This window comes from Glaesserella parasuis (genome assembly GCF_002015085.1).
Taxonomy (GTDB): domain Bacteria; phylum Pseudomonadota; class Gammaproteobacteria; order Enterobacterales; family Pasteurellaceae; genus Glaesserella; species Glaesserella parasuis.
This window is the reverse complement of the sequence record NZ_MUXW01000005.1, coordinates 99,214-112,537: the sequence shown is the minus strand read 5'-3', so window position 1 is coordinate 112,537 and position 13,324 is coordinate 99,214. Positions and strand designations below refer to the sequence as shown.

14 protein-coding genes are annotated in these 13,324 nt (G+C 38.5%); 5 read left to right on the top strand and 9 right to left on the bottom strand.

Annotated elements, in window-relative coordinates:
• Window positions 1–60: 60 nt before the first annotated feature.
• Window positions 61–936: a putative selenate ABC transporter substrate-binding protein gene (locus tag B0183_RS03185; protein ID WP_005710603.1), complete on the bottom strand. Its 876-nt coding sequence runs from the start codon at window positions 934–936 to the stop codon at window positions 61–63.
• 185 nt (window positions 937–1,121) lie between these two features.
• Here B0183_RS03185 and B0183_RS03180 point away from each other — a divergent pair, with 185 nt between their 5' ends.
• From B0183_RS03180 to B0183_RS03165, 4 genes are read left to right on the top strand one after another with little or no spacing between them, the layout of a single operon-like run.
• Window positions 1,122–1,361, top strand: coding sequence for an AbrB/MazE/SpoVT family DNA-binding domain-containing protein (locus tag B0183_RS03180; RefSeq protein ID WP_005710601.1), 240 nt, complete (start codon window positions 1,122–1,124; stop codon window positions 1,359–1,361).
• Window positions 1,358–1,702, top strand: coding sequence for an endoribonuclease MazF (gene mazF, locus B0183_RS03175; RefSeq protein ID WP_005710599.1), 345 nt, complete (start codon window positions 1,358–1,360; stop codon window positions 1,700–1,702). Before B0183_RS03180 ends, mazF begins: the two co-directional genes overlap by 4 nt.
• 5 nt (window positions 1,703–1,707) lie before the next feature.
• The gene (rluA, locus tag B0183_RS03170) at window positions 1,708–2,376 is read left to right on the top strand and encodes a bifunctional tRNA pseudouridine(32) synthase/23S rRNA pseudouridine(746) synthase RluA (RefSeq protein WP_005710597.1); all 669 of its coding nucleotides are present in this window, start codon (window positions 1,708–1,710) and stop codon (window positions 2,374–2,376) included.
• Between the two features lie 12 nt (window positions 2,377–2,388).
• Complete coding sequence (locus B0183_RS03165) at window positions 2,389–3,780, top strand: MATE family efflux transporter (protein ID WP_005710595.1); 1,392 nt, start codon at window positions 2,389–2,391, stop codon at window positions 3,778–3,780.
• Between the two features lie 71 nt (window positions 3,781–3,851).
• Here the strand turns inward: B0183_RS03165 and B0183_RS03160 are convergent, their stop codons facing one another.
• From B0183_RS03160 to B0183_RS03130, 7 genes are all read right to left on the bottom strand, one after another.
• Window positions 3,852–6,872 (bottom strand): glycoside hydrolase family 2 TIM barrel-domain containing protein, encoded by a 3,021-nt coding sequence (locus B0183_RS03160; RefSeq protein WP_078208314.1) that lies wholly within the window; start codon window positions 6,870–6,872, stop codon window positions 3,852–3,854.
• A 205-nt stretch (window positions 6,873–7,077) separates the two neighbouring features.
• Window positions 7,078–7,374: a DUF5374 domain-containing protein gene (locus tag B0183_RS03155; protein WP_021116569.1), complete on the bottom strand. Its 297-nt coding sequence runs from the start codon at window positions 7,372–7,374 to the stop codon at window positions 7,078–7,080.
• Window positions 7,367–8,026, bottom strand: a complete 660-nt coding sequence (locus tag B0183_RS03150) for a DUF2572 family protein (protein WP_021113387.1) — start codon at window positions 8,024–8,026, stop codon at window positions 7,367–7,369. The genes B0183_RS03155 and B0183_RS03150 overlap by 8 nt, the downstream gene beginning before the upstream one ends.
• Window positions 8,023–8,718 (bottom strand): hypothetical protein, encoded by a 696-nt coding sequence (locus B0183_RS03145; protein WP_021117911.1) that lies wholly within the window; start codon window positions 8,716–8,718, stop codon window positions 8,023–8,025. The genes B0183_RS03150 and B0183_RS03145 overlap by 4 nt, the downstream gene beginning before the upstream one ends.
• Window positions 8,684–9,193 (bottom strand): pilus assembly FimT family protein, encoded by a 510-nt coding sequence (locus B0183_RS03140; RefSeq protein WP_005710586.1) that lies wholly within the window; start codon window positions 9,191–9,193, stop codon window positions 8,684–8,686. The genes B0183_RS03145 and B0183_RS03140 overlap by 35 nt, the downstream gene beginning before the upstream one ends.
• A gap of 88 nt (window positions 9,194–9,281) precedes the next feature.
• Complete coding sequence (fabA, locus tag B0183_RS03135) at window positions 9,282–9,812, bottom strand: bifunctional 3-hydroxydecanoyl-ACP dehydratase/trans-2-decenoyl-ACP isomerase (protein WP_005710584.1); 531 nt, start codon at window positions 9,810–9,812, stop codon at window positions 9,282–9,284.
• A 120-nt stretch (window positions 9,813–9,932) separates the two neighbouring features.
• Window positions 9,933–11,567 carry an AAA family ATPase gene (locus B0183_RS03130; RefSeq protein WP_078208313.1) on the bottom strand — a complete coding sequence of 545 codons (1,635 nt, stop codon included), beginning with the start codon at window positions 11,565–11,567 and terminating at the stop codon, window positions 9,933–9,935.
• A 76-nt stretch (window positions 11,568–11,643) separates the two neighbouring features.
• Between B0183_RS03130 and matP the strand changes: the two genes are divergently transcribed.
• On the top strand, window positions 11,644–12,090 hold the full coding sequence (matP, locus tag B0183_RS03125) for a macrodomain Ter protein MatP (RefSeq protein ID WP_005710580.1): 447 nt from the start codon (window positions 11,644–11,646) through the stop codon (window positions 12,088–12,090).
• 72 nt (window positions 12,091–12,162) lie between these two features.
• Here matP and B0183_RS03120 read toward each other — a convergent pair whose 3' ends face one another.
• Window positions 12,163–13,248, bottom strand: a complete 1,086-nt coding sequence (locus B0183_RS03120; protein ID WP_021118708.1) for a metallophosphoesterase — start codon at window positions 13,246–13,248, stop codon at window positions 12,163–12,165.
• Window positions 13,249–13,324: the final 76 nt, after the last annotated feature.

The following is a 13,324-nucleotide window of genomic DNA, read 5'->3' as shown; positions in this document are numbered from 1 at the left end:
TGACCCACCACATGAATGTGATTTTAAATGGTGGGTCAAGACCCACCCTACAAAATAACATTATTTAATCAACTTCAGCTCTTTCGCCACTTTCTCAATATCTTGATAGTTGCTGTTTTGCGTTGGGATAAACTTCTCGGCAGAGAGTAAATTCATCACCTGCGAGCTTGACGCATCGGCTTTTAATAATGCAGCTTTGACTTTCTCTTTGGTACCGTCACCAAATTTTTTATCAACAAGATTAATGGTCCAGTTGTAATCATAGTAATCTGGTGTGGTGTAAAAAAGCTCGACTTTATCGTGATTAACCTTGCCTTCTTTTGCCATTTTATCCCAGTACTGCTTATTTACTGCACCGATTTGCACTGAACCTGCTTCTACTAAGCCGTAGGTTTTATCGTGCGAACCACTGTAAGTCGGTTGAGCGTCTAAGTCTTTTTCAGGGTTAATTCCAGCTTCCGTTAAGAAAAAGCGAGGCATTAAATGACCTGATGTCGAACTTTCGCTACCAAAAGCAAGGGTGTGACCTTTAACATCTTTAATCTCTTTCACATTATCTAAGCCTTTTTGCTTGATAAAGACGGACTTAAATTTCTCATCTTGCGGACGTTGTGCGATAGCTTCAGCACCTTGCACTTTGGCACGAGCTTGTACCCCCGTTAAACCACCGAACCAGACTAAATCAATTTCACCACGACGGAATGCGGTGACTACGGCAGCATAATCGGTGACAGGTACGTATTGCACCTTTAACCCTGTTTCTTTGCCTAAATACTCAGCAAAACTGTCGAATGAACGGGTCATTTCGGCAGCGTTATAGTCAGGAATAGCACTGATTTTAAAGGTTTTATCGGAAGGTGATGCGATAGCAACTGAGCTAAACAGCACGCTGAGAGCGGTGAAAGCAGTTGCAAAACTTGCAAAAAGCGGTTTCATGGTGTTCTCCAAAAGAAATGTAAATAAATTGTAATGTTCAAAATGAACGTGCAAAAGATACGCTATTTTTTATAAAAAACAAGAGATTTCTGCAACAGATAGAAATTATAGAAAAAGTTGGCAAATGGCGACAGTTTCTCTATAATCCGCAGAGTTATACTTTGTATAATTTTAAAGGAACCTATATGCAAGTGGCTGTCAAAAAATGGGGAAATAGCGTAGGCATTCGCATTCCTGCTTTATTATCTAATTCATTGAAATTACAGGCAGAGAGTTTAGTCGATATTCAAGAAGTTGATGGTCGCCTAATTATTGAGCCGATTAAACCTAAATATAATTTAGAGCAACTTCTTTCAGGTATTACTGAAGATAATTTGCACAATGAAGTCGATTTTGGCAAGCCTGTTGGCAAGGAAATGCTATGACTACTCAAGAGTATATCCCTGACGTTGGTGATATTATTTGGCTTGATTTTGATCCGCAAGCAGGACATGAACAAGCTGGCCATCGTCCAGCATTAGTGTTAACGCCCACGATTTATAATCGTCAAACAGGGTTGTTAATTTGCTGCCCGCTCACAACAAAAGTAAAAGGCTATCCTTTCGAAGTCAATATTGCAGGTACCCCCCAAAATGTTGTGCTTTCCGATCAAATTAAAAGCCTTGACTGGCGTATTCGTCACGCTAAATTTAAAGGTAAAATTAACCATCATCAGTTAAGCGAAGTAAAAGCTAAAATTGCGACTTTGCTACAAATCAGTGAATAATTTCTATGGCATTAATCGAATACAATCCCCCTGTTGAACCTTGGCTTGACGAAGTTTATTGTGATAATCATATTTTAGTGATTAATAAACCAAGTGGCTTACTTTCTGTTCCTGGAAATCGCCCTGAATATCAAGACAGTGCGATGGTGCGTGTACAACAGAAATATGGTTTTACTGAGCCTGCTCACCGTTTAGATATGGCGACAAGCGGTATTTTGTTGTTTGCATTAAGCAAACAGGCGGAAAAAGAACTCAAACGTCAATTTCGTGAACGTGAGCCGAAAAAGCACTATCAAGCGTTAGTTTGGGGCAAATTAGGCGAAAAAGTTGGCGATACGGGGACAATGAATTTTCCGTTAATTTGCGACTGGGAAAATCGTCCACGCCAAAAAATTTGCTACGAACGGGGCAAACAAGCGGTTACTTTCTATGAAATTCTTGCACATTATCCCAATAACACCACAAGGGTGACATTAACCCCTTATACTGGGCGTTCACACCAATTACGCGTACACTGTTTAGCCTTAGGTCATCCAATTGTAGGGGATAAATTTTATGCAAATCCGTTGGCAAAAAGTCTATCGCCAAGGCTCTGTTTACACGCAGAAGCATTAACCATTACGCACCCAGTTACGCAAGAACTGATGACATTTGAAGCGAAACCTGAATTTTAAAAGGTAGATAGAATGAACTTTCAATGGCAGAAATATCCTGAAAATACGCAAAAATTATTCAAACTTTCGATCCCGATTTTCATCTCTCAATTAGCTGCTTCGGGAATGGGACTGGCGGATATTATTATGGCTGGGTTAGTCAGCGATGATGATGTGTCGGCGATAGCGGTCAGTAATTCGATCTACTTTCCCTTGTTTTTATTTGTGTTGGGGATATTAAATGCGATTACTCCAACGGTTTCTTATCTAAACGGTTCGAGCCAACGTTCCTTGATTGCACATCAAATCCGTCAAGGCGTTTGGATTGTGTTGATGCTCAGCCTGCCGTTAATTTTTATCTATCTCAATGCCCATTTGATTTTAGATCTGATGGATACCCCAAAAGTCTTTTCAGGAAAAGCACAAGATTATCTTACCGCTTTAAGTGTCGGGATTATTCCAGCCTTGCTTGCGGTGAACTTACGCTGTTTTAACGACGGACTATCCAACCCTAAACCAGCGATGTACATCACCTTTTTGGGCTTAATTTTAAATATTCCACTCAACTATATTTTTATTTTCGGCAAACTGGGTATGCCTGAATTAGGGGCGGTCGGTTGTGGTGTGGCAACGGCAATCGTAAACTGGGTAATGTTTGGGCTGATTTTACACTATTGTTATACCAACCCAGCACAAAAGGATATTCGTCTATTTGAAAAATGGATCGAAAAACCCTGTAAAGCAACCTTAAGCAAACTGTTCAAACTTGGTACACCGATAGGGTTTGCACTGTTTACCGAAGTGATGCTGTTTGCGGCATCTTCCTTGATTATCTCACCGCTTGGCTCACAAGTGGTGGCAAGCCATCAGGTTGCCTTACAAACCAGCTCGCTCTTTTTTATGATCCCACTCTCATTTAGCATTGCCACAACCATTTTAGTTGGGCAAACGTTGGGAGAAAAGCGTGTTGCAGAAACAAAATATCTGACTTATCACGCCATTTTTACGGGTGCAATGGTCGCAATGGGACTGGCAATGGTGATTTTACTGCTCAAAGATCTGATCCCCTATGCCTTTACCAGCGATCCGACTTCTATTGCAATCGCATCTAGTTTATTGATTTTTGCAGCGATCTATCAAATCCCCGACTCTATCCAAGCGGTATGCAATGGCATTTTGCGTGGTTATAAAAATACCAAACCTATTTTGCTGACAACCTTAATTTGCTACTGGTTAATCGGAATGCCACTAGGCACTATTTTGGCTCGCACCGATTGGATCGTTCAGCCGATGGCGGCAACAGGATTTTGGCTGACATTCTGTGTCTGCTTAAGTTTAGCCGCAGGGCTATTTTTCTACTTTATGCGGAAAATTCAGGCTATGCCAGAAGAGATTTTAATTAAAAAACTAGAGTCTATTAAATAGCACTTAAAGTTATGTCTATCCTTTATTGTACCAGATAGGGATAGACACAACTTTACTCATGTCATTTTATATTAGGTATTCATATATAGCTGAATTATCCAGCTTATCTCTTTATCATTTATCCGATACCCCTCTTTCAAATTCGGCCCACAAGAGTTCGAACCAATACCACTCATTTTATAATCGACACACAGAATGTGATACGGCGATTTTTCTAGCTCGTAATGATGTTTTTTCAGGGTCAATTCTTCCTGTGTATAAGGGGAAAAATTGAAGCTGAACGGCTGTGGTGCGGTAATCTCGAGATCTTGGGTGTGAAGATATTCACAACCGTAGTGACTGCCGTTTTCCTGTGGTTTGACGTAGTCTTGATGATTTTGCTCGGCAGTGGTTTGGTATAGACCTAGTCGGCTTGCGTGGTGTTTGTCGATGTAACTTTCACTCTCGCCATAGCCGAAATACTCTAGCTGACTATTGTCCTTTTCAAGGAAAAAACGTAAGCCGAAACGGGGTAAATAGGGCAAATGGGGGTTGCGTTTGCCTTGCACCTGAAGAGTAATGTTGCCGTCAGCCGTTAGGTGATATTTCACCTGTAAGCGAACAATCGGCTCTTTTGCCGTAGCGACTATTGCGCAATCTGCGGTGACAATAACACTTTCTTCTTGTCTATCGACTTGCATTTGGTAAGCTCGGCTATATGCCTTGTCGTAACCTGCATTTTCCCAAAATGTTCGAATTAGGCAGTCGTTGTCTGTCGGCGCTCGCCATACATTAAAATCAAGGGGGTGAGCAATGATGCTTTTACCTTGATAGATAATGTTAGACAAAATCCCTTTACTGCAATCAAAACGATACTCAACGGTGTCATTTTTGACGATGATATGCCGTGTCGTCTGTTCAATAACAAGCGATGAGTTTATCGCTTTAGTTTGCAAAAGGTGGTCTGGTTGAAAGGCGTTGTTAAACAATTTGATCTGATCAAAGCCCAGAATATGCCCTTGTTCAACAAAGGTTGTGGCGTGATTTTGACGGTAATTGAGTTCAAGTAGCCATAATTTGCCGTTATCTTGCGGTAATTCGATAGGTAAGCAAGCGGTCTGTTTTGGCGGACAATTTACCGATATTTCCCCTTCGTTGATCGTTTTGCCATTTTCACTTAGGCGGTAGGAAATGGTGAGATGATCGGCAAGATCGGTAAAGTCTAAGTAGTTTTTGATATAGACTTTTCCTTGCTCAAGGCTGGCACGAACAGGGCGATTAACATTTTTTAGTTCGAGTAGATTACTGTGGGGCTGACGAGTTGGTGATACTAAGCCGTCCATACAGAAATTGCTGTCGTGTGGGTATTCACCAAAATCACCGCCATAGCCGAAATGCCCTGAGCCGTCTGGAAGGTATGGGGCGTGATCGCACCATTCCCAGATAAAGCCACCACAAGCCCCTGCATATTTTTCAAAGGTTTGGAAATAATCTTCTAAATCACCGTTAGAGTTTCCCATTGCGTGTGAGTATTCACAGAGTAGGAATGGCTTGGTTTGTGGCTGTTCAAAATAGCGATCCATATCTTCGGTGCTAGCGTACATTTCGCTATGAAAATCTAACGGGGTAAGATCATTTTGATGTTCAGAATGTTGATAAATGGCACTTTCATAGTGAACCAGACGGCTTGGATCTCGCTGTTTGATCCATTTTGCACTGGCTTCAAAATTTTCCCCATAACCTGCTTCATTACCTAGCGACCAGATCAGTACTGATGGGCGATTTTTATCTCGTTCTACATTGGCGTAGGTACGGTCTAAGATCGCTTGTTTGTAGTCTGGGTGTCGGGCGAAATAGCAGAAATTGTCTATCGTTTGTTGCTGAATACGTTTGTTATCATCTTGTTTTGCTACATTCAACAAAATGCTGTGTTCAGGCGTTGGAACGTATTGCATACTGGCACCGTGACTTTCGATGTCACTTTCGCTAATCAGGTAGAAGCCGTAGCGGTCGCATAACTCGCTAAACCAAGGGGCATTTGGGTAATGGGCGGTACGAATAGCGTTGATGTTATGTTGTTTCATCAGTCTAAAGTCCTGCTCTGCTTGTTCACGGCTGATAACATAACCTGTTAGGGGATCGCTGTCGTGGCGGTTTACCCCACGGAATTTGATCGGGTGGTTATTGAGTAATAGTATGCCGTCTTTGACTTCTATGCGACGAAATCCGACCGCTTGTTCAATCACTTCGTTTCCATAGGAAAGGCGTAAGGTGTAAAATTGTGGCTGTTCGGCATTCCAGAGCTGTGGTTTGTCAATTTTTACCTTGAAGTGATCGCTTGTCTGTTCGGCGATTAGGCGATGTTGTGGATCAAACAGTTGGAAAGTGAGCTGTTGTGGAGATTGCACAAAGGTACATTCGACCGATAAATCCGCTTGATCTAATGCTTCGGACAGGCTGGTTTTGATAAAGAAATCTTGTAGATAATTTTGTTCACGTTCCAGCAGATAAACATCTCGGAAAATCCCTGACATACGGAATTTGTCCTGATCTTCCAAATAGCTACCATCACACCATTTAAGCACCACGACATTGAGCTGATTTTCTCCAGAGATTAAAAAGTCAGTGACATCAAATTCGTTCGTACAATGACTGACTTGCCCATAGCCAACAAATTGTTGATTGAGATAGAGATAAAGACAAGCGTCCACCCCTTCAAAATTCAGTAAATAGCGTTTTGTCGATTTAGGCTCGTAGTGGAATGTCCGTTGATATACACCGCAAGGATTGTCGTGTGGCACATAAGGCGGATCGAAAGGAAATGGGTAGTTGATATTGGTATATTGATGTTGATCGAAGCCTTGTGTCTGCCAGTTTGATGGCACTGGAATGCGATGCTCAAAAGGCTGAGAAAGAAAATTTTCAGGTAAATCCATCACACTTGTAAAATAGTTAAATTGCCATTCCCCATTGAGCAGGGTAAATAGGCTAGATTGTTCACGCTCAAGGGGATAGACCTTATCTTGTGTCGCAAAGGGGATGAAATAGGCGTGACGGGGTGTGGTGTTAATGTGAAGTAAAGTGGGATCTTGGTGATAATTTGGTAACGGCATAACATCAATTCCATTGCTTAGAAATGGCAAAATGCTATCACTCGCAATCCCTGACTTCAATCTATTGCAATGTAACATTTTAGAAATGTGATGAAGCTCACAATTATTTTTATGTTCATTTCTAAAGTTATAGTTTACAACCACATTTTACCAATTCTTAAACTCATATATACAACTGCTTTCAATACAAAAAACCATTAATTTCTTAATATTTGGTGATCACAATCTCACTGCTTGCAAAACTGACTTTAAGTGTATTACTGCGACATTCTACCTTAAATATCTGTTCATTTTGGCGGATTTCGTTTTCACAGGGCTTCCCTGCCATTAGTAACGCAATCTGATTTTCGGCAATTTGTAGGGCTTGCTGTTGCTGAAAAATAAGCGCGCTTTGCTTATTTTGCGTATGTTGCCAACGGCTATAAGCTAAATATATCACTGAAAAAATCAACATAACGACCATTAATGATGTCAGGCTTTCTGCTTTAATGAGCTTATTCATTTGCTAATATGTTCCGTGAATAAGGCAAATAGTGCCAAGATGAAAATTTATTTTCCAGATGTTGAATAACTTCTTTTTTATAACTGAGATTTCTTTCTTCTCGTAAATTATCATAGGTGGAATAAAGTGTGCCATACATTCTTTTTCTTCCTGTAAGATCAAATAAATAATCGGTAATGACAATACCGTAAAAATCTTTTTCTAACTTTTCATTAATATCTTGTAATGCAATCACAATTTTTGGATTCTCTAGACTACTTTCTGGCAACTCCGCTAAATGATTGATTTTATATATTTCCGATTGATAAGGTAATAAATTCAACCAGTTTTCAATTTTATCCACTTGAATATATTTTTCTTTGGTTGGTTTAAAAGGATCAAAAATAGATGAAAATTGACAATGAAAACTGTATTTCATTACCTTAAACTCAAAAATAACATTAGTCTGTTTCTGATTTTGGCATTCTATTTCAGGATCTATTGCTAACTTTTCAATAAGTTGATATTTATCGGTAAGATATTGCTGATAATAGAATAGGCTCACTTTTTCTTGTTTTAATAAGCTATCTTTATTGAGAAAAATGACTGCAAACAGACCGCTTAATAATATCAAGGTAATTAATAAACTACTGGCTGAATAATAACGTTTCATTTATCACTTCCATTTAATAGGTAACTATAAGCTGTAGCTTTATATCTTAGTTGGTTATCTTTGCTAGACGAGAGAGCCAGTTCTATTTTCAATAATCTATTCTGCTCAAGCCACTCAAAAGATAAATTTTCGACATTATAATCAGACATATCTGACATTTTTCGCCAGTTGCCTTTTTGGCAATTTGTTAGAATTTTTTCACAGTCTGCTTGGTAACAGAACTGAATTTGACTATCTTCATAAATAAAAATCGCTTTTTTCTCAAATTTAAAACCAAAAAATTCTTGGCTCACATCTTTGGTATTATTTACACCATTTGTTTCGCAAGATTGTTTCTTATTTCGATTACCTACACAGCCATCACTGCTTAAATCATAGAAAAACATTAGACAATTTGGATTGTTCAGGGAATAACGCTTATGATTATTTTCAAATAAATGATAATTTGTTTCTTTTCTATTTTGTCCTTGATAATTAAAATGTTGAATATGTTGTTGAAAATATTCAAGTAATTGATGAGTATGTTTTTGCAAATTCAATAATTCCCGTTGTTTGATTTGATTTCGATAGCTATCACTATAAAAAGAAGATAAACTCCATAAAATAATGCAACCTAGAAATAATGATAATAATATTTCAACCAAACTAAATGCGTGATTAACAACTGGTGCGTTTGCCTTTTTGAATAACATTAATCACTCCATTTTGTTCCACTTGTAATATTTCATAGATTTTATTTACCGTAACCCTTAAGCACTTCGACTCTAATCGCCCAGACTTTCCATCAACATTAATAAAAACTTTAGGATATAAACTATTATTTTTGACTACGGCGTTTTCTGTTTGATAGAGATAATAGCTTTTTTGAATATCACAACTTGCGATATTTAAACAGTTACAAGCGATCTGTTTATCACTGACTTTTTCAATTGCGACCATACACCATTTTTTATCTGCTAAATTCTGGCTGATAGAAATAGAATAATTATGTTTTTGATAACGTGCTTTAGCTTGAATTTGATAAATAAAAGACTTTATCTGATCGATTTCATTATTTAAAACGATATGATCTTGTAAATAAAATAAGGTGGGGGAAAAGAAATAGAGTGCGATTGCCATTATGCTCATCGCAAATAAAGTTTCAATAATAGTGATCGCACGAAACATAATATCTCTCCCAAAGTGAGAGAGATATTAGATGTTGAAAGGATTTTGTAAATCGGCAATTTTTATTTTTTCGACATAGATCGAAAAATTAGAAAGATGTTGTATCTTGGAATAGACCTACTTTTAAGTCTGTGGCAGTATAGATAATTCTGCCATCAACTTCGACTTCGCCATCAGCCAGCCCCATCACGAGCTTACGGTTGATCACTCGTTTCATATTGATACGATAAATCACTTTTTTGGCAGTCGGTAGAATTTGCCCCGTAAATTTCACTTCGCCAACCCCTAAGGCTCTGCCCTTGCCTTTACCGCCGACCCAGCCTAAGTAAAAGCCAACCAGTTGCCACATTGCATCTAAGCCTAAGCAACCAGGCATTACAGGATCGCCGATAAAGTGACAGCCAAAGAAAGGCAGATCTTGGTTAATATCTAATTCCGCTTCAATATACCCTTTCTCAAACAGACCTTCTTTGTCGGTGATTTTGGTAATTCTGTCCATCATCAACATTGACGGTGCTGGCAGTTGTGGACCTTCGCTACCAAAAAGTTCGCCTCGTCCTGACGCTAAAAGATCGTTGTAATCATAACTTGATTTGATGTTAGGTGTACAAGTGTTCATTATTTTGTTCCTGTAATAAAGTAGAAAAGTCCGTTATTGACGGTTTATGTTACGTTTGCTTGATAAACACATCTTAACAGACTTTTAAAATAGCGAACAGTTGTAAGCTGACTTGTCGGATCAGTGACCCTTTAACAGTTTGCGAATTTTGTGGAAAATCGAACCGCTTGCGTCTTCATTTTCATTCTGTTCGATCCCTTGATGAACTAACGCGAAAAGTGATTTTTTCTCACTATTTTCAGGTAGATCTTCATCATAAAACGGATGCTGTAACAGAATTTGTAAGGCTTCAAAGACATCTTCGACCGCCCAAATATGAAATTTTCCTGCTTCAATCGCCGATAATACTGCAAGTTTTAAGCTCAAATGGGAAACGCATACCGCAGGAATAATCACCCCTTGTTTCCCTGTTAATTCCCTTGCTTCACAAACATTGAAGAAGCCTTCAATTTTCTGATTAACACCGCCCACGCTTAACACATTTCCAAATTGGTCAATCGCCCCTGTCACCGCAAGGGATTGTGGCAACGGCAACTTGGTTAAGGCACTGATAAGCACGCAGAAAATGGCTAACGATGAACTATCACCATCAATTTCACCATAAGATTGCTCAAAGGCAACGGACGCTGAAAACGGAAGCTGTGTCGGTAATTCCAGTAAATTTGCCAAACAAGATTGAGCGATAATAATCCCTTTAGAGTGAATATTGCCCCCCAGTTCCACTTTGCGTTCAATATCGTGAATTTCTCCATCACCATATTGCACGTTACAGCTAATGCGTAATGGCTCACCAAAACTATGGGGAACGCCATCAAACTCGACCACAGATAAGCCGTTAATTTGCCCGATGGTTTCTTCTTCCGTTTCAATATAAAGCTGATGATTTAAAATATCATTTAAAACAAATTTATTTAATACGCCAGATTGTTTTTCTAAATAATCAAAATAATCTTGAATATGGTTAAATTGAGTTTGTTTTGGATAAAAATGTTGTAAGCCTAATAAATGTTTTTTTAATAATGTCGGTGAAATAGAAATTAATGTCTGGTTTTCACTTTCACGAATATAATAATGTAAAAGTTGATTTAAGCCTTTTTTAGAAAAGGTTCTATTGAGATATTTTTTAGCTGAAGATTGGATATAGCTACCCCATTGTTCGCTATTTTCTTCATCAATATTCAAATACGACTCGATTTCAGCATATTGGCAAAATTGATATAAATCTTCATCATAATTATGCAAAGTCGCAATATCATCTCGACTACCCACTAATATCAATTTGAATTGAGATTGAATAGGCATAATTGCTTCAGGTAATTTTCCCGCAATAATCGGGTCAAACTGCCCAAATAAAAGAGCTTGTTTTAATTTATCCCATTGCACAATATCTAATAATAATGCACTCACATTTAAAATTAGAATACCCTTATGAGCTTGCTCAATTGCCCCTGCCACCGTTTTAATTTGGTTTTCCTTTTCTAAATAAAGGCTATATCCAAATAAACTTTGGTGATTAAATTCTGTTTTCAACACAGTTTGACAATGCAAATTTTCAAAATAGTCCGTGATTTCATTTAAAAATTCGGGAAATAATTCCGTTTTCAAAATGAGTGCCGAACCAAATTCACTCAGGGCAAATTGTTGCATTGCCTGCTGTGTATTTGGTTGAAAATCCAAAAATCTCACCGCTTGATCGGTCTGTTTGAAAGGATAGTGAACGCTTAATGATTGCAACGATAATGGAGATACTTGCACAAATTTGCCTCTTTATAGAAATTTGCTTCATTATACCTATAATTACGCTATACTTCACAAATAATTCGGAGGCAAAATGCGATACCAAAAACTTGAAATTCAAGAAGCAAGTTGGAAATGGAAATACTTGCTGAAAAAATATCGTGAAGGCGAAAATATCACCAAATACGACGAACAGAGCTTGATCGAATTGAAAGTTCAATTATTAACCACCTTACAAAACTCGCCCGAAGAGATCGAGCAATGGATTAAGGCGGAAATGACATCTGAGCAACGCAAGAAAATGCGTCAATCTATTCGAGCAAGACGCAAGCGTTTTTTCAATGCCGAAAAGCAATCTACCCGTAAAAAATCTATCGATTTAGAATACGCCAGCTGGCAACGCCTGTCCAAGCAAGCCAAAGAAATGGATCTGACCTTGTCTGAAACCATTCATTATTTGATCGATGAATTAGAGAAGAAACAGATTTATGCAGAGCAAGTGGATAAGATGAAAGCAAATTTGAAGGCGTTGTTGGGATAGCGTCATTTAAAACATAGGGAGTAACAGGCAAAATGGCCCCTAAAAAGTAGCCTTGAATTGTGCTTTGTGTAATTACTTCCCTTTCACCTCAATAATCATCACTTCCGACTGTGAACCTAGTCGCATCGGTATCCCCCAAAATCCGTATCCCGAAGTAACAAAAAAATGTCCATTACCGATTTTTTCATAACCGTGAGCAAGTCGGTAAATAAAGTGAGTAATGATATTCGCTGGGAAAATTTGCCCATTATGGGTATGGCCCGACACTTGAATATCAATAGGCAGTTGAGCATGTTGCTCAATTTGTGTTGGGCGGTGATCCATTAGGAAAACGGGTAAATTTTTATCTACCAGAGCCAATAACTCTGCTGTTTCAGGGCGATTTTTCACTAATTCATCATTACGACCGATGATCGTAAATTTTCCGTCTAAAGTAACCGCTTGATCCCATAGCACAGTAATGCCAGCTTTAGTGATTTCTTGATAAATTTCAGCTTCAGCCCCAAAAAAATCGTGGTTTCCCATTGTAGCATATACCCCAAGCGGTGCTTTTAACTTTGCCAAATGCGGTTGCATATTTTCCGCCAAATAGGCTTCAACATTATCGTCCATAATGTCGCCAGGGAGCAAAATTAGATCAACTTGTTCTTGATTAAAGATGGTTGCTAACTTATCTAGCTGTTTCCCCCCGAAAAATTTCCCTAAGTGGAAATCGCTGGCGACGCCAATTTTAAGTGGCTGTATAGGTTTATCTAATGTGACTTGATAATGCACCACTTTGGTTGAATAGGCGTTGTAAATAGTCAGCCCAATTAACCCGAATAAAACAGGGATATAGCTTATTTTAAGCCAGTGATTAAGGCTATTCGGCGAGAATATCTGTTTGCCGACAGTATAAATCCCCCAAAAACAGAAGCTGATGAAGAAGATAAATAAAAGTAATGTGAGTATTAAAGCAATTAAGCGGAAGTTTGGCAAAATGCGTGTAACGTGCAATATCATCAACAGATTTGCAACGATATAGATAGAAAATGTAACGATCTTACGACTTCTATTTGATAAATCGCCTAACCAAGTTGCTGTTTTAGAAAAGCAAAAGAGCAGAAATTGAAGAGCGATAACTGAAACGGCTGTGATAATGTAATAGCGGTATTCCATATTTATTCTTTCCAAGAAAAAAGCCCAACAAAAACGGTTGGGCTTAAAGTATAGCAAATACAAGTGTAAGGAGAAA

Excerpts from the sequence above, each read along its gene's own strand:
- B0183_RS03180 (WP_005710601.1), top strand. The coding sequence starts at position 1,122 with ATGCAAGTGGCTGTCAAAAAATGGGGAAATAGCGTAGGCATTCGCATT.
- B0183_RS03150 (WP_021113387.1), bottom strand. The coding sequence starts at position 8,026 with ATGAAACGTTATTATTCAGCCAGTAGTTTATTAATTACCTTGATATTA.
- rluA (WP_005710597.1), top strand. The coding sequence starts at position 1,708 with ATGGCATTAATCGAATACAATCCCCCTGTTGAACCTTGGCTTGACGAA.
- matP (WP_005710580.1), top strand. The coding sequence starts at position 11,644 with ATGCGATACCAAAAACTTGAAATTCAAGAAGCAAGTTGGAAATGGAAA.
- B0183_RS03120 (WP_021118708.1), bottom strand. The coding sequence starts at position 13,248 with ATGGAATACCGCTATTACATTATCACAGCCGTTTCAGTTATCGCTCTT.
- B0183_RS03160 (WP_078208314.1), bottom strand. The coding sequence starts at position 6,872 with ATGCCGTTACCAAATTATCACCAAGATCCCACTTTACTTCACATTAAC.
- B0183_RS03145 (WP_021117911.1), bottom strand. The coding sequence starts at position 8,718 with ATGTTATTCAAAAAGGCAAACGCACCAGTTGTTAATCACGCATTTAGT.
- B0183_RS03155 (WP_021116569.1), bottom strand. The coding sequence starts at position 7,374 with ATGAATAAGCTCATTAAAGCAGAAAGCCTGACATCATTAATGGTCGTT.
- mazF (WP_005710599.1), top strand. The coding sequence starts at position 1,358 with ATGACTACTCAAGAGTATATCCCTGACGTTGGTGATATTATTTGGCTT.
- fabA (WP_005710584.1), bottom strand. The coding sequence starts at position 9,812 with ATGAACACTTGTACACCTAACATCAAATCAAGTTATGATTACAACGAT.
- B0183_RS03140 (WP_005710586.1), bottom strand. The coding sequence starts at position 9,193 with ATGTTTCGTGCGATCACTATTATTGAAACTTTATTTGCGATGAGCATA.
- B0183_RS03185 (WP_005710603.1), bottom strand. The coding sequence starts at position 936 with ATGAAACCGCTTTTTGCAAGTTTTGCAACTGCTTTCACCGCTCTCAGC.
- B0183_RS03165 (WP_005710595.1), top strand. The coding sequence starts at position 2,389 with ATGAACTTTCAATGGCAGAAATATCCTGAAAATACGCAAAAATTATTC.